Origin of the sequence: Streptomyces sp. A2-16, assembly GCF_018128905.1 — a bacterium.
In the GTDB taxonomy this organism is placed as follows: Bacteria; Actinomycetota; Actinomycetes; order Streptomycetales; family Streptomycetaceae; genus Streptomyces.
The window spans coordinates 9,051,258-9,071,613 of record NZ_CP063808.1 but is presented as its reverse complement, the minus strand read 5'-3'; the positions used below and the strand labels follow the sequence as shown (position 1 = coordinate 9,071,613).

Genomic DNA, 20,356 nt, shown 5'->3' with positions numbered 1-20,356 from the left:
GCCGACCGGTTCAGGACAGGTGCGCCGCGCGCCGCTCCATGGCGTCGCGGGCCGCGTCCTCGGTGACGTACACCTCGCACATGTGCCGCCCGTCGGGCGTCGCCGTGTGCTCGACCTCCCACAGGGAGACCTCCGCGCCGTCGCGCAGCAGGAACGCGTGCTCGTACAGCGAGAAGCCCAGCCCGGCGCGCCCCGCACGGCACGGGCGCCCGAACGCCTGCGTGATCTGGTGGGCGAACGCCTCCGTCAGCAGCGTGGCCGTCTCCTGGCCCGGCCGGTCCGTGTTCTCCGCACGGCGCAGCAGCCGGCGCGCGTGGTCCGCCGAGTCGTCCGGCACGTAGGCGTGCCGCGGCGCCTGCACGGGCGCGAGATGCACCGTCACCGGCAGCTCGAAGTCCGGGGTGTCGGGCGGCAGCGGCAACCGGCCGGTCGCCGCGCGCAGTTCCTCCTCGTCGACGTACACCTCGTGCTGCGGCACGCTGTCCCGCGCGGTGTTGTGGACGAGCTCCCACAGAGTGAGCGCCGAGCCGTCGGCGAGCAGCCACGTGTGCCGGTACGTCTCCCGGTGCAGCCCCGCGCTGTGGTGCGCGGAGTGCAGCGAACTGTCGTGCGCCAGCGCGCAGTCCAGACGCCGTATCGTCTCGTCGGGCAGCTCGAAGGAGTTCAGGGCACGACCGAGGAGCCGCGCGAGATGCTCCTCCGGAGACTCGGGCGACTCGGGTGGTTCGTACGCTGCCGTCTCGTACGGAACGCTCAAGGTTTCTCCCGGCGTTGCTGCATGTCACCTTGTGGGTGCATACCGTAGCCCCTCGGTCGGACATCATGTCCGGGAACCGAGAAAACGTACGCCCGGAAAACGCCCGGGCCGCGCAGGAAGTTCCCACGCGACCCGATGATCCGTCAAAAACCCCCGGTCAGAGGCGCCTTGCGGCGATCAGGACGTACCGACGGCACTCCCCGCGACCCACTCGCCCCAGGACATGTTCCAGCCGTTCAGTCCGTTGTCGGGCTTCACCGTCTTGTCGGGGGAGTTCTTGACGATCACCACGTCCCCGATCATCGAGTTGTCGTAGAACCACTTCGCCGGAGTGTTCGCTCGACCACCCTTGACGTCCTGCAGTCCCACGCATCCGTGGCTGGTGGCGGTGCGCCCGAAGGGCGGGTTGCCCTTGTTGTACCAGTAGTTGCCGTGGATGAAGGTCCCCGACTGCGTCAGCCGCATCGCGTCCGGAACATCGGGGATGTCGTACGCGTTGGCCAGCGCGACCGTCCGGCTGTCCATGCGGATCTTCTTGTACTTCTCGGAGATCACCATCTGCCCGTTGTAGGTGGTGAACTCCGGGCTCCCCGTGGAGATCGGCACGGTCCTGACGGTCGTCCCGTCCCGCACGACCTTCATGGTCTGCGTGTCCGCGTCCACGGTGGACACCTGCGAGCGCCCCACGGTGAAGCTGACGGTCTTCTCCTGCACACCGGTGATCCCGTTGGCCCCCTGGACGCCGTCCAGGTCGATCTTCATCGTGACCTTGGAGCCGGCCTTCCAGTACTCCTCGGGGCGGAAGTCGAGCCGCTGCTCCCCGAACCAGTGCCCCACCACCTGCTGGCCGCTGCTGGAGCTGACGGTGATGTGCGACTGCACGGCCTTCTTGTCGCTGATGGCCTTGTCGAAGTTGAACGACACCGGCATCCCCACGCCGACCGTCGTCCCGTTGTCCGGCGTGTAGGTCCCTATGAAGCTGTTGGCCTTCGAGACGGTCGTGAAGACGGACTTCGCGGTCACGGCCTTCCCGTCCGAGTCCTTCGCCGTGGCGGCGATCTCGTACTTCGTCCCCCGCTCCAGCTGCTCCCCGGGCTTCCAGCTCGTCCCGCCCGCGGCCAGCGACCCCGGCACGTCCTGCCCCGTGCCCGCCACCTTCATCTTCACGCCGGTCAGCGTGCCGTCGCTGACCTTCACACCGGTCGAGTTGATCGACGCGCCCGTGGAACCGTTCTTCGCGGAGATGACGATCTCCGCCTCGGACGCCGTCGAGGACTCCTTGCCGCCCTTGCCCTCGCTCTTGCCGTCGGATCCGCCTCCGCACGCGGTGAGGGTGAGGGCGCCGACCATCAGGACGGCACAGGCCCCCAGTGCGCGCCGTGCTGCTATGTCCGGCGTTGTCAAGGTCTGCTCCACTCTCGTGTGATGTGCGTAGTCCGCTCCACTCCGTGAAGAAAGAGGGACCCGGTCCCCGCCCGGGTTCCCCGCCAGCCCAACGAATGCCATGCGGTAACAGAACCAGGACAATCCGCTGCGCTGGGCTTTGGCCGGGCGCCTATGGGGGTGCCGGGTTCGGTGGTCGGGCGGCTACCGGCCGGTGGGGGCTGGTCGCGCAGTTCCCCGCGCCCCTGGGGGGTTGCAGTGACCCGGCGCCAGGACGGGCCGTTGGCCGGACCGTGCGGCACCACGAGCCGGTGGCCGGACCGTGCGGCACGACGGGCCGCAAGCCGCGTACGGCGGCAAGGGGACGGGGTGGGGGGTGTCCGCCCGCAGCGGCCGGCGTCCGTTGCCGAGCACATCTCAAGGCACAGCAACCGCCGGACCGAGGACGGACACCCCCCACCCCGGCCCCGACCCACAACGCACCCGCACGCGCTACGCACGCCCCCACCGAACCGAAACAGGCCGCCGCAGGCACCACCCGCATCAGCCCTCACCACCGCGCCCCCCGTACAGCGCCTCATACGCCGGCCACGCACCCCCCACCCCCTCCACCGACCCCGCCGCCCGCACCGCCCGCACAATCGCGCGCATCACCACATCCGCCCCCGCGGCCAGCACAGGGTTGAGCGCGAGCGGATCCCCGGCGTCCAGCGCAACCGCCCCCGTGGCCAGCGCGAACACCGTGTCGCCGTCGTGCAGCAGATGCACCGGCCGCACGGCCCGCGCGATGCCGTCGTGCGCCGTCCCGGCCACCTTCTGGGCCTGCGCCTTCGACAGCTCCGCATCCGTGGCCACCACCGCGAGCGTCGTGTTCAACGGGGCCGGCGCATTCCCCGCCCCGGCCTCGGCGAGCCGTCGGCGCGCAGCGTCATGCACCTGCTCCTGCGGATACCGCACCCGCCCCTGGAACAGCTCCCCGTACAACGCCCCCGTCTCCGGATCCGCCACCTCCCCCACCGCGTTGGCCACCACCAGCGCCGCCACGGTGATCCCCGAGGGGAGCACGACACTCGCCGTCCCCACCCCGCCCTTCATCCCCCCGACCACGGCCCCCGTCCCCGCCCCCACACACCCTTCCGCCACCCTCGCACCGAACGCGCTCGCCGCGGCCGCCTCGACCGCGGCCCGCCCGGTGCCCGCGTCCGGCCGGGCCCGGAAATCCCCACCCCGCCCCAGGTCGAAGACGCACGCGGCCGGCACGACCGGTACCACCTGCGAGGGGTCCGGCCCGACCCGCACCCCGCGCCCCCGCTCCTCCAGCCAGGCCATCACCCCGGAGGCCGCGTCCAGCCCGTACGCACTGCCCCCGGTCAGCACGATCGCCTCGACCTTCTGCACCAGGTTGCGCGGATCGAGCGCGTCGGTCTCCTTGGTGCCGGGCCCTCCGCCACGCACGTCCACCGCCGCGACCGCCCCGCCCTCTGGGGCCAGCACCACCGTGGTCCCGGTGAGCCAACCACCGCCGGTGCGCGTCGCGTGCCCCACGCGCACTCCCGCCACGTCCGTCAGAGCGTCAACTGTCATGTCCCCAGTCTTGTCCAGCCACCCCCGGACCCGTGGCCGTCACGCCGCCCGAACCGCCTCCTCCCGCTCCCGCACCGCCATCCGCGCGGTCAGCGTCGTCCCGGTCACCACGGCCAGCGCCGCCACGATGCCCGCCGCGAACACCGCCCAGTCGCCCAGGAAGGTGCAGCAGATCACCAGCAACGCCGTGACCGGCAGCACCAGTTGCTGGGCGATGCCCACCTTGAAGTAGCGCGAGTGCAGCAGCCAGACGGTGAGCAGGTAGAGCGCGGTCGGCAGGGTCACCGAGGCCGATGCGGCCAGTGTCGAGATGTGCGCCTTGCCGACGGCCTGCTCCACGGCCACCTCCAGGCCCGCCCCGATCGCGGCGGCCGAGGCGAAGACCAGGTAGTGGCCGTATCCCCACAGGAACGCCTGTCTGTTGGAGCGGAGATGGCCGTGGATGGGCACCACGAAGTAGATCCACCACGCGGCGAAGATGATCAGCAGTCCACCCGCGGCGATCGGCAACAGCTCGTCCAGCGCGTCGTTCTCGTCGATGCCGGACTTCACCGCGACCGTGGCGGCGGCGATCGTCTCGCCGAGCACGATGATCGTGAACAGGCCGTAGCGTTCCGCGATGTGGTGCGGGTGCCACGACGTCGGATGGTCCCGCTCGGCGAACGGCGGCACACACATCTCCAGCACCGCCATCACCAGGAAGACCCAGGGCCGCCCGCCCTCCGGCAGCACCAGCAGTCCCAGCCAGCCGACCTGGCACAGCAGCACGCCGAACACGTATCGCAGGGCCATCGTCCGCTCCGCGCCCTCCGTCGAGCGCGCCACTCGCAGCCATTGCGCGATCAGCGCCAGCCGCATGATCACGTAGCCCAGCCACACGGCCAGGAACTCGTGGTCGTCGAACGCCCGGGACACCCCGGCCGCCAGCACCAGGACACCGGCCATCTGCAGCAGGGTCACGACCCGGTAGAGCGCGTCGTCGTTGTCGTACGCCGAGGCGAACCACGTGAAGTTCATCCAGGCCCACCAGATGGCGAAGAAGAGCATCGCGTAGTTGAGGATGCCCTCGCCGGCGTGCCCCTCGGCGACGGCGTGCACAAGGCCCACGCCCGCCTGGGCGATGGCCACGACGAAGCACAGGTCGAAGAAGAGCTCCAGCGGCGAGGCGACCCGGTGGGCCTCGTCGCGGCCACGGGCGGTGAGTCTGCGCAGTGGACTGCGCGTGGGACGGGACGTCATGGGGCCAAGCACAGCAGATACCGTCCGGAAACGCTTGCGGACGTGTTCACCGGCACCGGTTCACCCGCACCGGGACCGGCACCGGGACCGGCACCGGGACCGGGATGCGGGGGCGGCCGCCGGCCGCACGGCGTGCGTCGGACGGGGCCGTACCCTGGATCCATGAGTAGCGCCCGCCACCCCGAGCCCCGAGAGCCGAAGCCCGCGCTGGTCTTCGACGATCCGCTGGACCAGCAGTCCGCGGACGACACCGACCGGGGCTGGGGCGACCGGCCGCGCACCGAAGGCGACAGCGCGGCCGACCTGAAGCGCTTCCTCGACGAGAAGCCGCCCCACCACCTCTGAGCGAGGTGCCGGGCCCGGCTCGCTAGCGCCCGTCGTGGCCCGAGCCCCGCTGTGCGACCAGGGCGTCGCGGATCTCCTTGAGGACCTCCAGCTCGGTCACCTCGATGACCTCGTGGGTGCTCTCCTTCGCCTTCCGGCGAGCCTCCGCCCGGGCGAGGTACTTCGCCATCGGCAGCACCATCAGGAAGTACACGACGGCCGCGGTGATCACGAAGCTGAGGGTGGCGCCGAGCACCGAGCCCCACAGGATCGTGATGCCCTGCTCGCCCTTGCACGAGGAGCTCAGACAAGAGCTGTAGTGGTCGAGGTTCTTGGTGCCGATCGCCCCCACCAGCGGGTTGATGATCCCCTTCACCACCGAGTTCACGATGTTGGTGAAGGCCGCGCCGATGACCACCGCGACTGCCAGATCGACGACGTTCCCGCGCATCAGGAAGGCCTTGAAGCCCTCCCAGACGCTCGGCTTCTTCTCGCTCACCTAGAGGCCTCTTCTCGCACGCACAGGTTGTGGAACAAACAGCTCCGCAACCTACGTCAACGCGAGGTGACCCTGTCCAATTGGGTAGCTCGAAAGGGGGACTTGACGCAAGAGTGCGCAACAGAGGGGCGCCGCTGATCAACACAGCGTCACCGCCAACCGGGCCGTGGAACTCGCTCCGACGAGGCGTGCCGCCGTGGAGCGCGGCACCGACAGGACGACCAGGGCCCCGCTGTCGCCCGCGCCGTCCGGCGCTGCGGGAACCTTCGACACACGTGCCCCGCGCGCGACCACCTGCGCGCCGCCGCCCGCCGCCGGCCCCTCCGCGGCGATCACGTCGACCCGGTCGCCGGGCCGCAGCAGCCGCACGGTCTCCCCGTCGGCGATCCGCACCGGTGCCGACACCGTGGCGGCCTTCCGGTGCTCCCGCACGGACTCGGCCACCGGATGGCCACGCGCCCCGTCGCCGTACCGCGGGGCCGCCGCCACCAGCGCGGCCGCGGTGACGACCAGGCCGACGGCCACGGCACGTCGGCGATGCCGTACGAGCCGCCGCAGGTGATATCGCCCGCCGCGCACCCGCACCGGTGCGAAGTGCGGGACCTCGCGGGTCGGGGGAGCGTCCGCACCGGGCGGGTACGGAGCGAGGGGAGAGAGGGAGGGAGCGAAGGGCACGAGGACCACCACCAGCGACGAGAGATCGGCTTGCGATGCCACGATGAGGCTTCGCGCCGGATCCCGCCGACACCGGTGGACCACCCACGGGTTGTGGAGAACTCCCCCACCCGAACGAGGACTTCCGCAGCCGCTACGGCAGTTCGAACCCCGGATCCATCCCGCCCAGCGCGTTCACGCACAGGCACTCCCGCTCCCCGCTGGAAGGCAGCGCCGCCACCGCGTCGAACAGCACGCCGCGCAGCCGGTCCACGTTCGCCGCGAACACCCGCAGCACCTCGTCGTGCGAGACGCCCTCACCGGTCTCGGCACCCGCGTCGAGATCGGTGACCAGGGTCAACGACGTGTAGCAGAGCTCCAGTTCACGGGCGAGGGACGCCTCGGGATGGCCGGTCATGCCCACCACCGACCAGCCCTGCGCCTGGTGCCACAACGATTCGGCGCGGGTGGAGAACCGCGGACCCTCGACCACGACGAGCGTGCCGCCGTCCACCGCCTCCCAGTCGCGTCCGCGGGCCGCCTTCAGCGCGGCCGCCCGCCCGACGGGGCAGTACGGGTCGGCCAGGGACACGTGCACCACGTTGGGCACGGTGCCGTCCGGCAGCGGCAGCCCGTCGAAGTAGGTCGCGGCCCGGGACTTCGTACGGTCGACCAGCTGGTCCGGCACGAGCAGCGTGCCCGGCCCGTACTCGGGACGCAGCCCGCCCACCGCGCACGGGCCGAGGATCTGCCGTGCCCCCACCGACCTGAGCGCCCACAGGTTGGCCCGGTAGTTGATCCGGTGGGGCGGCAGATGGTGGCCGCGTCCGTGCCGGGGCAGGAAGGCGACCCGCCGGCCGGCGACCTCGCCGAGGAACAGGGAGTCGCTGGGCGGCCCGTAGGGGGTGTCCACCTGTACCTCGGTCACGTCGTCGAGGAACGAGTAGAAGCCCGAACCGCCGATTACGCCGATCTCTGCGTTCGCCATGAGCAGCACAGTATCCGGCCCCGAAATGCCGCGGCGAGCGGCTCCGGGTACACCAAGAACCCTGCCGTCCGGTACGACGGCAGGGTTTCGGAAGTGAGACCTATGCGGCGGAGCTGCTGCTCGACGAGGTGCCCGAGCTCGACGACTTCGAGCTCGACGACTTCGCGTCCGAGGAGGACGACTTCGAGTCGGTCGACGAGGTGGACGTCGACGGCTTCGAGGACGACGACGCCGGCGAGCTGCTCGACGAGGAGCCGCGGCTGTCGTTGCGGTAGAAGCCGGAGCCCTTGAAGACGATGCCCACCGCGGAGAACACCTTCTTGAGGCGACCCTGGCAGTTGGGGCACTCGGTCAGAGCGTCGTCGGTGAACTTCTGCACCGCCTCGAGGCCCTCGCCGCACTCGGTGCACTGGTACTGGTAGGTGGGCACTGTCTTCCTCCTGGCACTCTCACTCAATGAGTGCTAACGAGGGTCCATAGTGACGTATTCCCGAGGATCAGTCCACTGCCACCGGCACTCGGTGACCGATGCCACGTGCGACGGTCCGGCCGCGGGGCCGCGCCACCAGGTGGGACCGCAGGGCCACCAAGGTCGCCAGCGCGAGCAGAGTGCCACCCATCGGGACCAGGAATCCGGCCCCGCCCCAGAAGCGGTCCTCCAGCTGCCCGGCGACCGTGACGGCGGCCGCCTGGCCGAGGGCCACCGCTCCGGTCAGCCAGGTGAAGGCCTCGGTGCGGGCGCCGGCCGGGACCAGGTTCTCCACCAGGGTGTATCCGGTGATCAGGGCGGGCGCGATGCACATGCCGACCAGGAGGCCGAGGCCGGCCAGGACCAGCACCGAGTGCGCGGCCCACAGGCCGGAGGCCGTCAGCGCGAGGGCGCCGTAGCCGACGAGCAGGCGCCGGTGGGGGGCCACCTTCCAGGCGATGGCCCCGCAGACCAGCCCGGAGAGCATGTTGCCCGCGGCGAAGACGCCGTACAGGACACCGTTCAGACCGGGCTCGCCGATCGACTCGCTGAACGCGGCCAGGGAGACCTGCATGCCCCCGAAGACGGAACCGATGCCCAGGAAGGTCACGATCAGGACGCGCACGCCGGGGACGCGCAGCGCCGAGGTGCGCTCCACGCGCATGTGCTCCGCGAGAGCGACGGAGGGCTGCGTGCTCTTCTGCGCGGCGAACAGCAGGCCGCCGAACAGCGTCAGCGACGCCTCCGTCAACAGGCCGGCGGCGGGGTGGACGGCGGTGCACAGGGCGGTGGCCAGCAGCGGGCCGAAGACGAAGGTCAGCTCGTCCGTGACGGACTCGAAGGCCGCCGCCGTGGTCATCAGGGGCGAGTCCTGGAGCTTCACGCCCCAGCGGGCACGCACCATGGGCCCGATCTGCGGCACCGAGGCGCCCGTGGGCACGGCCGCCGCGAACAGGGCCCACAAGGGCGCGTGCGCGAGGGCGAGGGCGGTCAGGGACAGGCCCGCCAGGGTGTGCAGCAGGACACCGGGGACCAGCACGGCACGCTGCCCGTGGCGGTCCGCGAGACGGCCGCTCCAGGGCGCGAACAGCGCCATGGAGACGCCGGTGACGGCCGCGACGGCGCCCGCCGCGCCGTAGGAGCCGGTGGTGTGCTGCACGAGCAGCACGAGGGAGAGGGTGAGCATCGCGAACGGCTGGCGTGCCGCGAAGCCGGGGAGCAGGAACGTCCAGGCGCCGCGGGTACGCAGCAGCTGCCCGTATCCCGGGCGGGAGGAGGTGACCGTGGATGCCACGGCCCGTGCCTTTCTGCCGCCTGGTAGCGCGGCCCCTTGGCATGAAGGGGGCGCCGAGAGCTGTCCTCTTGCGCGGACTGCGGTAGATGCCGAAGACCACGTCACGAGGGACGTCCCGGCCGCCATACGGTCGCGCCAGCTCTGCGTCAGGCAGAGTTGGTTCGATCAGGAGTGCGCCCCCATCGTACAGGGGGCGCGAAACACGCTCTTAACGTGCGCCGCCGTTGCCGCCCGTGCCCAGCCAGTCGGCCAGCTTGCCGCCGTGGCCCACCGCGCGCAGCCGTCGTTCGGCGGCGTCGCGGACCGGGTCGGTGGCGACGACGAGCAGTTCGTCCCCGCGCCGCAGCACCGTCGTGGGCAGCGGAACGAACGATTTTTCGTCGCGGACGACCAGGGTGACCGCGGCTCCGGCGGGCAGCCGCAGCTCGTTGACCTCGACGCCGTGCATCCGGGAGCCCTCGGGGATCGCGACGGACAGCAGGTGCCCGCGCAGCCGCTCCAGGGGCGCCGACTCGATGCCGAGGTCGGCGGCCTCGGAGTCCCCGCCCAGGCGCAGCTTGCGCGCCAGCCAGGGCAGCGTCGGACCCTGCACCAGGGTGTAGACGACGACCAGGACGAAGACGATGTTGAAGACGCGACGGCTGCCCTCGACACCGCTCACCATGGGGATGGTCGCCAGGATGATGGGCACGGCGCCCCGTAGTCCGGCCCAGGACATGAGGGTCTGCTCCTGCCACGGCACCCGGAACGGCGTCAGGCACAGGAAGACGCTCAGCGGCCGCGCCACCATGGTCAGCACCAGCCCGATGACGAGCCCGGGCAGGACGTCGTCGCCCAGCTCGTGCGGGGTGACCAGCAGGCCGAGCAGGACGAACATGCCGATCTGGGCGATCCAGCCGAGCCCGTCGGCGAAACCGCGGGTGGCCGGCCAGTGCGGCAGCTTGGCGTTGCCCATCGCCATGGAGGCGAGATAGACGGCGAGGAACCCGCTGCCGTGCGCCAGCGCGCCCGCCGCGTACGCGGTGACGGCGATCGCCATGACCGCGATCGGGTAGAGGCCGGAGGCGGGCAGGGCGACGTGCCTGAGCCCCCAGGAGCCCAGCCAGCCCACCGCGATGCCGATGGCGGCACCGATGGCCAGCTCGAGGGTTATCTCGGCGATCAGCGTGTACCAGTGCTCGACCGGGCCGGTCTGGGAGAAGGCGACCACCAGGATGACCACGGGGGCGTCGTTGAAGCCGGACTCGGCCTCCAGCGTGCCCGTCACGCGCGCGGGCAGGGGGATCTTGCGCAGCACCGAGAAGACCGCCGCCGCGTCCGTCGAGGAGACGACCGCGCCGATGATGAGGGCCTGGCGCCATTCGAGGCCGATCAGGTAGTGCGCGGCCGTCGCCGTGACCCCGACGCTCACCGCGACCCCGCCCAGCGCCAGCACCGTGGCCGCCGGCAGGGCCGGCTTGATCTCCTTCCACTTCGTGCCGAGGCCGCCCTCGGCCAGGATCACGACCAGGGCCGCGTACCCGATGACCTGGGTCAGTTCGGCGTTGTCGAAGTGGATGTCGCCGATGCCGTCCTGGCCCATGGCGATGCCGATCCCCAGGTACACGAGCAGGCTGGGGAGCCCGCTGCGCGAGGAGATCCGGACCGCTGCCACGGCGACGAGCAGGACGAGCGAGCAGACGAGCAGGAGCTGGTTGAGGTGGTGGACAGTCAGCGGCCGTTCCCTTCCCTGGCTCACCCGCATCACGCGCGCGTGAGCTCACGTACATAGGACACGAAGTGAGGGAGCTCCGCATCCAAGTACTTCGTTACCTTACCTAACTCTTGACGATTTCTTGACGCTTCGCGAGGTGAGATCGAACGCTCGTCCGCGTTCGTTCCCCACTCCGCGTCAAGTCCGCCTAGGCCCTGCGCCTATGGTTGCTCCAGCGCTCAGTCGCCAGCACAGCCCGCCCTGCCGCTCGCGTTAGGACAGCAAGGACAGCGATGCCCCCCACCACCACCGCCTCATCGGGTCAGAAGCCCGGCAAGTCCGGCAGGAAGAAGGGGCGCAGAGCCCGCCTGGTCGTTCTCGTGCTCGTACTGGCCGTCATCGGCGGTCTCGCCTTCGGCGGGTACTGGTCGGTGAGCACGGTCCGCGCGTCCTTCCCGCAGACCAAGGGTTCGATCGAGCTCGAAGGACTGTCGGGCCCCGTGGACGTCAAGCGCGACGGTTACGGCATCCCGCAGATCTATGCCTCCACCGACGCGGACCTGTTCATGGCGCAGGGCTATGTGCAGGCGCAGGACCGGTTCTACGAGATGGACGTGCGCCGGCACATGACCTCCGGTCGACTGTCGGAGATGTTCGGCAAGGGCCAGGTCGAGGACGACGAGTTCCTGCGCACGCTGGGCTGGGACCGGGTCGCGAAGAAGGAGTACGACACCAAGCTGTCGGCCTCCACCAAGAAGTATCTCCAGGCCTACGCCAAGGGGGTCAACGCCTACCTCCAGGGCAGGAGCGGCAAGGACATCTCCCTGGAGTACGCGGCGCTCGGCTTCGAGAACGACTACAAGCCCGAGAAGTGGACCCCGGTCGACTCGCTCGCGTGGCTGAAGGCGATGGCCTGGGACCTGCGCGGCAACATGCAGGACGAGATCGACCGCGCCCTGATGACCAGCCGCCTCGGCCCGAAGCAGATCGCCGACCTGTACCCGGACTACCCGTACAGCCGTAACCAGGCGATCGTCCAGGAGGGCCAGTACAACGAGCTGACCCAGACCTTCGAGCAGAACGGCAGCTCCGAGGACAACGGCCTGTCCGGCACGGGAACGTCCACCAGCGGCTCGGGAACGTCCACCGGCGGCACCGGCACCTCCACGAGCGGCTCGGGAACGTCCACGAGCGGCACCGCGACGGGCACGTCGGCCTCGACCGCCTCGGCCCTCCAGAGCCAGCTCTCGGGCCTCTACAACGTCCTGGACGACGTCCCCACGGCCGTCGGGGTCAACGGCCAGGGCATCGGCTCCAACTCCTGGGTCGTGGCCGGCTCGCACACCATCACCGGCAAGCCCCTGCTCGCCAACGACCCGCACCTGTCCGCCTCGCTGCCGTCCGTCTGGTACCAGATGGGCCTGCACTGCCGGACCGTCTCCAGCAAGTGCCAGTACGACGTCTCCGGCTACACCTTCGCGGGCATGCCCGGCGTGATCATCGGCCACAACGCGAAGATCGCCTGGGGCATGACGAACTCCGGCGTCGACGTCACCGACCTCTACCTGGAGAAGCTCTCCGGCGACGGCTACCTCTACGACGGCAAGACCAAGCCCTTCATCACGCGCGAGGAGACCATCAAGGTCGCCGGCGGCGCGTCCAAGAAGATCGTCGTCCGGGAGACGAACAACGGCCCCCTGCTCTCCGACCGCTACGACGAACTCGTGAAGGTCGGCAAGAAGGCCACCGTCGACAACGCGGCCCCCGACCGCGGCGACGGCTACGGCGTCGCCCTGCGCTGGACCGCGCTCGACCCCGGCACCTCCATGGACGCCGTGTTCGCGATGGACAGGGCGTCGAACTGGAGCGAGTTCCGCGAGGCGGCGGCCCTGTTCGACGTGCCCTCGCAGAACCTCGTCTACGCCGACTCCGAGAACATCGGCTACACGCTGCCCGGCCGTATCCCGATCCGCGCGAAGGGCGACACCGGCGCCATCCCGGCCCCGGGCTGGGACCCCAAGTACCGCTGGACCGGCAAGTACATCGAGCAGGACGAACTGCCCTACGAGTACAACCCGGAGCGCGGCTACATCGTCACCGCCAACCAGGCCGTGATCGACAAGGACAAGTACCCCTACACGCTCACCACGGACTGGGGCTACGGCACCCGCAGCCAGCGCATCACCGACCTGATCGAGCAGAAGATCAAGGGCGGCGGCAAGATCTCCACCGACGACATGCGCCAGATGCAGCTCGACAACAGCAGCGAGATCGCCAAGCTGCTGGTGCCCAAGCTGCTGAAGATCGACGTCGCCGACAAGGACGTCCGTCAGGCCCAGGAGCTCCTGGAGGGCTGGGACTACACCCAGGACGCCGACTCGGCCGCGGCCGCCTACTTCAACGCCGTTTGGCGCAACATCCTCAAGCTCGCCTTCGGCAACAAGCTGCCCAAGGAGCTGCGGGTCAAGGGCCAGTGCCTGTGGGTGGACCCCGTCAACACCACCGGGCCCGCCGACCAGACGGACAAGGTCCGCGAGTGCGGCCAGCGCGACGCCGACCAGGCGCAGCCCGACGGCGGCGACCGCTGGTTCGAGGTCGTGCGCAAGCTCATGGACGACCCCAACAGCGACTGGTGGCAGACCCCGAAGGGCATCGGCGACCGTCCCGCGGCCACCAACCGCGACGAGCTGTTCAAGCGCGCCATGATCGACGCCCGCTGGGAGCTGACCGCCAAGCTCGGCAAGGACATCGACACCTGGAGCTGGGGCCGGCTGCACCGCCTGTTCCTGAAGAACCAGACGCTGGGCGTCGAGGGCCCCGGCTTCCTCCAGTACATGCTCAACCGCGGCCCCTGGAAGCTGAGCGGCGGTGAGGCGACGGTCAACGCGACCGGCTGGAACGCCGCGGGCGGCTACGGCGTCGTCTGGGTGCCGTCGATGCGCATGGTGGTCAACCTCGGTGACCTCGACAAGTCGAAGTGGATCAACCTCACCGGCGCCTCGGGGCACGCCTACAGCGCGCACTACACCGACCAGACCGGCAAGTGGGCCAAGGGCGAACTGCTGGACTGGGCGTTCTCCGACCAGGCCGTCGACAAGAGCACATCCGACACCCTGGTCCTGAAGCCGTAGCGCTCAGGAAGGGCCCCTCCACACGCGTGTGGAGGGGCCCTTCCTCATTCCGGGCCCTGGAAGCGGCGCACGCCCGACGGCGTCACCACGGCGTGCACCGGCCGGTCGTGCGCCTCCTCCGGCACATGCGCGACGACCTCGGCGTCGTACAGGAGCACCACCAGCGCCGGTCGTGCGCCCGCGCGCTCCAGGCGCGCGAGCACCCGGTCGTACGACCCCCCGCCGCGCCCCAGGCGCATCCCTCGCCCGTCCACCGCCAGGCCCGGCAGCAGCACGACGTCGGCACCGGTCACCGCGTCCGGGCCCAGATGCTCGCCGGAGGGTTCGAAGAGGGTCATTTTTCCGCCGTGTTGGACGCGCGTGAGGGAGCCCTCGCCGGTGTAGGCGGCCCAGTCCAGATCGTTGTCCGGCAGCAGCGCGGGCAGCAGGACGCGCACGCCCCGCTCGCGCAGCGCGTCCAGGAGCGTGAGCGTGCCGGGTTCGCTCCCGACGGAGACGTACGCCGCCACCGTGCGCGCACGCGCCAGTTCGGGCAGCCCAAGAGCACGGCCGGCCAGCGCGGAAGCCGCTTCCCGCACGTCATCGGCCGTCAACCTGTTCCTCACCGCCAGGTACTCTCGGCGCAACGTTCGCTTGTCAGGCTCGCTGGGACGTCCGACGTGACTCAAATCTGCACCCGTACCCTTCCAATACGCTCATATAAGAGCTTATTAACCGGAGCCCCAGATTCCAGGCAAAGGCACCGGATAGGGTTGCGGACATGACTCAGTCGCACCCTCGGATCAGCAAGGCTGTCATTCCGGCAGCCGGGCTCGGTACCCGCTTCCTGCCGGCAACCAAGGCCACTCCCAAGGAGATGCTGCCGGTGGTCGACAAGCCGGCGATCCAGTACGTGGTCGAGGAGGCCGTCTCGGCGGGCCTCGACGACGTCCTCATGATCACGGGACGCAACAAGCGCCCCCTGGAGGACCACTTCGACCGCAACTACGAGCTCGAGTCCGCTCTTCAGAAGAAGGGCGACGCCGGCCGGCTCGCCAAGGTCCAGGAGTCCAGCGACCTCGCCACCATGCACTACGTGCGCCAGGGCGACCCCCGCGGCCTCGGTCACGCCGTCCTGTGCGCGGCCCCCCACGTGGGCCACGAGCCCTTCGCCGTCCTCCTCGGCGACGACCTGATCGACGCCCGCGACCCGCTCCTCAAGCGGATGATCGAGGTCCAGGAGCAGCACGGCGGCAGCGTCATCGCGCTCATGGAGGTCGCGCCCGAGCAGATCCACCTCTACGGCTGTGCCGTCGTCGAGGAGACCGAGGACAGCGACGTCGTCAAGGTCAGCGGCCTCGTCGAGAAGCCGGACGCGGCCGACGCCCCGTCGAACTACGCGGTCATCGGCCGCTACGTCCTCGACCCGCACATCTTCGACATACTCCGCAAGACCGAGCCGGGCCGGGGCAACGAGATCCAGCTCACCGACGCCCTCCAGCAGCTCGCCCAGGACGAGAAGGTCGGCGGCCCGGTGCACGGCGTCGTCTTCAAGGGCCGCCGCTATGACACCGGCGACCGCGGCGACTATCTGCGTGCCATTGTCAGACTCGCGTGCGAACGTGAAGACCTGGGCCCGGACTTCCGGACCTGGCTTCGCAGTTACGTAGCCGAGGAGATGTAGGCATTTGAGCAGCGCCGCGCCCCGCCCCGCCGACCAGGACCACCTCTGGTCGGTGGACGAACACCTGGAGGACATCCTCGCGACCGTCCGCCCCCTGGAACCCATCGAGCTGCAACTGCTCGACGCCCAGGGCTGCGTCCTGGTCGAGGACGTCACGGTCCCGGTGTCCCTGCCCCCGTTCGACAACAGCTCCATGGACGGGTACGCGGTGCGGGTCGCGGACGTGGCGGGCGCGAGCGAGGAGTTCCCGGCCGTCCTCGACGTCGTCGGGGACGTCGCGGCCGGCGAGGCGCAGCTGCTGCACGTCGGCCCGGGGCAGGCCGCCCGCATCATGACCGGTGCCCCGCTGCCGCCCGGCGCCGAGACCGTCGTCCCCGTCGAATGGACCGACGGAGGCCTCGGCGAGGGCCCGGTCAGCGGGATGCGCGCCCGCAGCCTCGCCCCCGAGGGCGCCGAGGGACACGTCCATGTGTACCGGCCCGCCGAGGCACGCGCGCATGTGCGCGCCAAGGGCAGCGACGTACGGGCAGGCGACCGCGCCCTGGACGCCGGCACCGTCCTCGGCCCACCGCAGATCGCCCTGCTCGCCGCGATCGGCCGCGGCACCGTACGCGTACGCCCGCGCCCGCGCGTGGTCGTCATGTCCACCGGCAGCGAACTCGTCCAGCCCGACGAGAGCCTCGGCACCGGCCAGATCTACGACTCCAACAGCTTCGCCCTCACCGCGGCCGCCCGGGACGCCGGCGCCATCGCCTACCGTGTGGGCGCCGTGGCCGACGACGCCGAGACCCTGCGCTCCACCATCGAGGACCAGCTCGTCCGCGCCGACCTCATGGTCACCACGGGCGGTGTGAGCGTCGGCGCGTACGACGTCGTCAAGGAGGCGCTGTCCTCCGTCGCCGACGAGGACGAACCGGGCAGCGGCGTCGACTTCCGCAAGCTCGCCATGCAACCCGGCAAGCCCCAGGGCTTCGGCTCCGTCGGCCCCGACCACACCCCGCTGCTGGCCCTGCCGGGCAACCCCGTGTCGTCGTACGTCTCCTTCGAGCTGTTCGTGCGCCCCGCCATCCGCACCCTCATGGGACTCGACGACATCCACCGGCCGCGGACCCGCGCCACCCTGACCGCGGACAAGGCACTGACCTCGCCCAAGGGCCGCAGGCAGTTCCTGCGCGGTGCGTACGCCGACGGCTCGGTCAGCCCGGTCGGCGGCGCCGGTTCCCATCTGGTGGCCGCCCTCGCGCAGGCGGACGCACTGATCGTCGTACCGGAGGACGTGGAGTCCGTCGAGCCCGGCGCCGAGGTCGAAGTGGTCCTGCTCGGCTGAGCACCTCTGGTTGGCGGTACCGTGTCGCGCACAACAGGCCGGACCGGGAGCGCCGCACAACCATGAGTACGCAGGACCGACTGACACACATCGACGAGGCGGGAGCCGCCCGCATGGTCGATGTCTCCGGCAAGGACGTCACCGCCCGCACCGCGCGCGCGAGTGGACGTGTCCTCGTGTCGCCCCGGGTGATCGAGCTGCTGCGCGGCGAGGGCGTCCCCAAGGGCGACGCCCTGGCCACCGCGCGGATCGCGGGCATCATGGGCGCCAAACGCACCCCGGACCTGATCCCGCTGTGCCACCCCTTGTCGGTGTCGGGTGTGAAACTGGATCTGTCGGTCGCGGACGACGCCGTGGAGATCCTGGCCACCGTGAAGACCACGGACCGCACGGGTGTCGAGATGGAGGCCCTCACGGCGGTCTCCGTCGCCGCGCTCACCGTGATCGACATGGTCAAGGCGGTCGACAAGGGAGCGGTCATCACGGACGTACGGGTGGAGGAGAAGACGGGCGGCAAGTCGGGCGACTGGAGCCGGTCGTGACGGCCGACGGATCGACCGGCGGCGCGCTCCTCGCGCCGTACAGCGCCCTGGTCGTCACCGCCTCCAACCGGGCCGCCGCCGGTGTCTACGAGGACAAGGGCGGCCCGATGGTCGCCGACGGCCTCAAGCGCTTCGGCTTCGCGGTCGACGGGCCGCAGGTCGTGCCCGACGGCGACCCCGTGGAAGCCGCCCTGCGCGCGGGCGCGCGAGCCGGGTACGACGTCATCGTCACCACCGGCGGCACCGGCATCTCGCCCACCGACCGCACCCCCGAGGCGACCCGCGCGGTGATCGACCACGAGGTGCCGGGCATCGCGGAGGCCATCCGGGCGTTCGGACGGGAGAAGGTGCCTACCGCCGTGCTCTCCCGGGGCCTGGCCGGGGTGGCGGGACGCACGCTGATCGTCAACCTGCCGGGTTCCAGTGGCGGGGTGAAGGACGGACTGGCCGTCCTGGAGCCCCTGTTGACCCACGCCGTCGACCAGCTCCGCGGCGGCGACCACCCAAGACCCGGCGCCGGCACTGGGGGTGCGAGCTGAACAGCCCGTCCTGGCCCGTCGTACTGGCGGACGGCGATGTCGTCCTGAGGCCGATAAAGATGCGTGACCAGCGGGTGTGGCGCGAGGTCAACCGGCGCAACCGGGACTGGCTGCGCCCCTGGGAGGCGACCATCCCGCCGCCCACCCCGAGCGGCCCGATCGCACACCGGCCGACCTACCGCCAGATGGTCCGCCACCTCAGGTCCGAGGCGAACGCGGGCCGGATGCTGCCGTTCGTCATCGAGTACCGGGGCCAGCTGGTCGGGCAGTTGACGGTCGCCGGGATCACCTGGGGCTCGATGTGCTCGGGACATGTCGGCTACTGGGTGGACCAGTCGGTCGCCGGGCGCGGAGTCATGCCGACCGCTGTGGCCCTTGTCGTGGACCACTGTTTCCGAACCGTGGGGCTGCACCGCATCGAGGTCTGCATTCGCCCCGAGAACGGACCCAGCCGACGGGTCGTGGAGAAACTCGGATTCCGCGAGGAGGGGCTGCGGCCCCGCTATCTCCACATCGACGGGGCCTGGCGGGACCATCTCGTGTTCGCGCTCACCGCGGAAGAGGTGCCCGACGGGTTGCTGAGGCGCTGGCAGCGGGCACGCTCCAGTGGTACGCCGCACGACAATCCCGCATAGCCGATGACCGAGACCCGGAAATTGAATAAGTGTTCGAAAATGATCGGTGCATGACCGTCTCAGGGCATTGAATTCGCGACTGAGGCGGCCTGCTGATCGGATCGGTCACAAAAAAAGCTCGAAATATCAGCCAGATCGTGCGACACACCGGCGCAATTGGCAGATGGCCTCACGCAAACCCCTCTACCGTGTGAGGCGTGAGCAGCAGCGGCCTCATCTACGCAGTCATTGTCGGGGCCTGGGCCGCCTACTTGGTGCCGATGTGGCTCCGTAGGCAGGACGAGCTGAACGAGGCCCGTCCGACGGAACGCTTCAGCACCGCCATCCGGTTGCTGTCCGGACGGGCGGGCATGGAGCGTCGTTACGCCAAGGACCTGCGCGCGCGCTCCACCGACGAGGGGGAGCACGGCGCCGACGAACCGGATGCCGTCACCGACTCGGTGGACGTCCGGGCCTTCGCCATGCCTCCGACCCGTCCGCAGACCCAGGCGACGGTCCAGCCGTCGGCTTCGGAACGCCGGGAGGCGACCCGCGAGCCCGCGCGGGAAGCAGGGCACGGCGACCCGGCACGCGCGAAAACGAGCACGCCCGCCGCCGAACACGGCGGCGCGCCGACGCGCAAGCAGACACCCGCGTCCACCGGCCAGGCACACGCCCCCGCCCCGCGGCGCACGGCCGCCGCCGAGGCGGCCGCGGCCCGCGCCCGGCGTACCAAGGTGCTCGCGCGCCGACGGCGTACGACGGTGATGCTCTTCCTGGCCTTCACGCTCGGCGCGATCGTCGCCGCCGTCGGTGGACTGGCCTTCCTGTGGGCGCCCGGCGTGCCCGCCGTGATGCTCAGCGCGTACATCGCCTACCTGCGCTCCCAGGAACGCCGACGCTTCGCCTACCAGATGGACCGACGCCGGGCCGAGGCCGCCGCGCAGCACCTGCGGGAGCGTGCCCGCCAGCCGCGCCGGCGCGCCTCCGTGAGCACCGGCGCGGACGCCGACGAACCGGACGAGGGACCAGGGACCGAGACCGATCCCGGGCTCTCGGCACTCGCCGCCGACCGGCGCGCCCTCGTCGAGCAGACCGATCACGCCGAGTGGGTCGACCAGCAGCGCGAGCGGCAGCGCAGGCCGGGGCACGGGGACAGCTGGGACCCGGTTCCGGTGCCGTTGCCGACGTACGTGACCGCGCCGGTCGCTCCGCGGGCCACCGCGGACGTGGACCTCGGGGCGCCGGACGCGTGGAGCTCGGCCCGGTCCAGTGCCGTGGCCCCCGAGCAGACCGGCCACGAGGCGACGCCCGTCGCGGAGGACGGGGGATCGGAGGACGGGTCCGCCGACGCGGAGGACAGGCCCGCGGCGGACGGCCGCACCGACGCCCGTCGCGCCGCCTCCGCACGCCGGGCACGCGAGCGCGGCCGTACGCCGCTCTTCGACCAGTACGAGGAAGGCGACCGGCCGCGCGCGGCCAACGAGTGAGCAACGGCGCCGGGATCACCGCGCCCTGACCAGCCGGGAACGGATTTCCAAGCACCCGGACGGGGATGCTAGAGTTTCACTCGTTGCAAGGGCCTGTGGCGCAGTCCGGTAGCGCACCTCGTTCGCATCGAGGGGGCCAGGGGTTCAAATCCCCTCAGGTCCACGC

Annotated in this window: 19 protein-coding genes and 1 tRNA gene; 9 read left to right on the top strand and 11 right to left on the bottom strand. The window is 70.7% G+C overall.

All coding sequences use genetic code 11. The features are described from left to right. Positions 1-10 precede the first annotated feature (10 nt). The 4 genes from IOD14_RS40635 to IOD14_RS40620 form a co-directional block, all read right to left on the bottom strand. Positions 11-757 carry a DUF6227 family protein gene (locus IOD14_RS40635; protein WP_212672888.1) on the bottom strand — a complete coding sequence of 249 codons (747 nt, stop codon included), beginning with the start codon at positions 755-757 and terminating at the stop codon, positions 11-13. Between the two features lie 177 nt (positions 758-934). Then, positions 935-2,161, bottom strand: coding sequence for an Ig-like domain-containing protein (locus tag IOD14_RS40630; protein ID WP_123989874.1), 1,227 nt, complete (start codon positions 2,159-2,161; stop codon positions 935-937). A 522-nt stretch (positions 2,162-2,683) separates the two neighbouring features. Next, complete coding sequence (locus IOD14_RS40625; RefSeq protein WP_212672887.1) at positions 2,684-3,724, bottom strand: P1 family peptidase; 1,041 nt, start codon at positions 3,722-3,724, stop codon at positions 2,684-2,686. A 39-nt stretch (positions 3,725-3,763) separates the two neighbouring features. Next, positions 3,764-4,963 (bottom strand): low temperature requirement protein A, encoded by a 1,200-nt coding sequence (locus IOD14_RS40620; protein ID WP_212672886.1) that lies wholly within the window; start codon positions 4,961-4,963, stop codon positions 3,764-3,766. A gap of 162 nt (positions 4,964-5,125) precedes the next feature. Here IOD14_RS40620 and IOD14_RS40615 point away from each other — a divergent pair, with 162 nt between their 5' ends. Next, complete coding sequence (locus IOD14_RS40615) at positions 5,126-5,308, top strand: hypothetical protein (protein WP_123989871.1); 183 nt, start codon at positions 5,126-5,128, stop codon at positions 5,306-5,308. A 22-nt stretch (positions 5,309-5,330) separates the two neighbouring features. Here the strand turns inward: IOD14_RS40615 and mscL are convergent, their stop codons facing one another. The 6 genes from mscL to IOD14_RS40585 form a co-directional block, all read right to left on the bottom strand. After that, complete coding sequence (gene mscL / locus IOD14_RS40610) at positions 5,331-5,786, bottom strand: large conductance mechanosensitive channel protein MscL (RefSeq protein ID WP_123989870.1); 456 nt, start codon at positions 5,784-5,786, stop codon at positions 5,331-5,333. 138 nt (positions 5,787-5,924) lie between these two features. After that, complete coding sequence (locus tag IOD14_RS40605) at positions 5,925-6,461, bottom strand: hypothetical protein (protein ID WP_212673503.1); 537 nt, start codon at positions 6,459-6,461, stop codon at positions 5,925-5,927. A gap of 133 nt (positions 6,462-6,594) precedes the next feature. After that, positions 6,595-7,428, bottom strand: a complete 834-nt coding sequence (locus IOD14_RS40600; RefSeq protein ID WP_123989869.1) for an S-methyl-5'-thioadenosine phosphorylase — start codon at positions 7,426-7,428, stop codon at positions 6,595-6,597. A 100-nt stretch (positions 7,429-7,528) separates the two neighbouring features. Next, positions 7,529-7,858 carry an FmdB family zinc ribbon protein gene (locus IOD14_RS40595; protein WP_123989868.1) on the bottom strand — a complete coding sequence of 110 codons (330 nt, stop codon included), beginning with the start codon at positions 7,856-7,858 and terminating at the stop codon, positions 7,529-7,531. 67 nt (positions 7,859-7,925) lie between these two features. Further along, positions 7,926-9,191: an MFS transporter gene (locus tag IOD14_RS40590; protein ID WP_212672885.1), complete on the bottom strand. Its 1,266-nt coding sequence runs from the start codon at positions 9,189-9,191 to the stop codon at positions 7,926-7,928. Positions 9,192-9,399: 208 nt separating this feature from the next. Then, the gene (locus tag IOD14_RS40585; protein ID WP_123989866.1) at positions 9,400-10,935 is read right to left on the bottom strand and encodes a potassium/proton antiporter; all 1,536 of its coding nucleotides are present in this window, start codon (positions 10,933-10,935) and stop codon (positions 9,400-9,402) included. Between the two features lie 242 nt (positions 10,936-11,177). Here IOD14_RS40585 and IOD14_RS40580 point away from each other — a divergent pair, with 242 nt between their 5' ends. After that, a complete protein-coding gene (locus IOD14_RS40580) occupies positions 11,178-14,015 on the top strand; it encodes a penicillin acylase family protein (protein ID WP_212672884.1) in 2,838 nt (945 codons plus the stop codon). A gap of 44 nt (positions 14,016-14,059) precedes the next feature. Here IOD14_RS40580 and IOD14_RS40575 read toward each other — a convergent pair whose 3' ends face one another. Next, positions 14,060-14,683, bottom strand: coding sequence for a 5-formyltetrahydrofolate cyclo-ligase (locus IOD14_RS40575; RefSeq protein ID WP_212672883.1), 624 nt, complete (start codon positions 14,681-14,683; stop codon positions 14,060-14,062). A gap of 92 nt (positions 14,684-14,775) precedes the next feature. Between IOD14_RS40575 and galU the strand changes: the two genes are divergently transcribed. From galU to IOD14_RS40540, 7 genes are all read left to right on the top strand, one after another. Then, positions 14,776-15,678: a UTP--glucose-1-phosphate uridylyltransferase GalU gene (galU, locus tag IOD14_RS40570; RefSeq protein ID WP_123989863.1), complete on the top strand. Its 903-nt coding sequence runs from the start codon at positions 14,776-14,778 to the stop codon at positions 15,676-15,678. A gap of 4 nt (positions 15,679-15,682) precedes the next feature. Next, positions 15,683-17,005 carry a gephyrin-like molybdotransferase Glp gene (gene glp / locus IOD14_RS40565; RefSeq protein WP_123989862.1) on the top strand — a complete coding sequence of 441 codons (1,323 nt, stop codon included), beginning with the start codon at positions 15,683-15,685 and terminating at the stop codon, positions 17,003-17,005. 62 nt (positions 17,006-17,067) lie between these two features. Then, entirely contained in the window at positions 17,068-17,547 is a 480-nt protein-coding gene (gene moaC / locus IOD14_RS40560) for a cyclic pyranopterin monophosphate synthase MoaC (RefSeq protein ID WP_020137770.1), read from the top strand. Next, positions 17,544-18,086: a MogA/MoaB family molybdenum cofactor biosynthesis protein gene (locus tag IOD14_RS40555; RefSeq protein ID WP_212672882.1), complete on the top strand. Its 543-nt coding sequence runs from the start codon at positions 17,544-17,546 to the stop codon at positions 18,084-18,086. The genes moaC and IOD14_RS40555 overlap by 4 nt, the downstream gene beginning before the upstream one ends. Beyond that, positions 18,083-18,721 carry a GNAT family protein gene (locus IOD14_RS40550; RefSeq protein ID WP_123989860.1) on the top strand — a complete coding sequence of 213 codons (639 nt, stop codon included), beginning with the start codon at positions 18,083-18,085 and terminating at the stop codon, positions 18,719-18,721. The genes IOD14_RS40555 and IOD14_RS40550 overlap by 4 nt, the downstream gene beginning before the upstream one ends. Positions 18,722-18,918: 197 nt before the next feature. Beyond that, positions 18,919-20,190: a gephyrin-like molybdotransferase receptor GlpR gene (gene glpR, locus IOD14_RS40545; protein ID WP_123989859.1), complete on the top strand. Its 1,272-nt coding sequence runs from the start codon at positions 18,919-18,921 to the stop codon at positions 20,188-20,190. 89 nt (positions 20,191-20,279) lie between these two features. Next, positions 20,280-20,353 (top strand) — tRNA-Ala (locus tag IOD14_RS40540). The last annotated feature ends 3 nt before the right edge of the window (positions 20,354-20,356 follow it).

Coding starts and splice junctions, on each gene's coding strand:
- IOD14_RS40600 (WP_123989869.1), bottom strand. CDS start 7,428: ATGGCGAACGCAGAGATCGGCGTAATCGGCGGTTCGGGCTTCTACTCG.
- IOD14_RS40620 (WP_212672886.1), bottom strand. CDS start 4,963: ATGACGTCCCGTCCCACGCGCAGTCCACTGCGCAGACTCACCGCCCGT.
- moaC (WP_020137770.1), top strand. CDS start 17,068: ATGAGTACGCAGGACCGACTGACACACATCGACGAGGCGGGAGCCGCC.
- IOD14_RS40580 (WP_212672884.1), top strand. CDS start 11,178: ATGCCCCCCACCACCACCGCCTCATCGGGTCAGAAGCCCGGCAAGTCC.
- IOD14_RS40615 (WP_123989871.1), top strand. CDS start 5,126: ATGAGTAGCGCCCGCCACCCCGAGCCCCGAGAGCCGAAGCCCGCGCTG.
- IOD14_RS40625 (WP_212672887.1), bottom strand. CDS start 3,724: ATGACAGTTGACGCTCTGACGGACGTGGCGGGAGTGCGCGTGGGGCAC.
- galU (WP_123989863.1), top strand. CDS start 14,776: ATGACTCAGTCGCACCCTCGGATCAGCAAGGCTGTCATTCCGGCAGCC.
- IOD14_RS40585 (WP_123989866.1), bottom strand. CDS start 10,935: ATGCGGGTGAGCCAGGGAAGGGAACGGCCGCTGACTGTCCACCACCTC.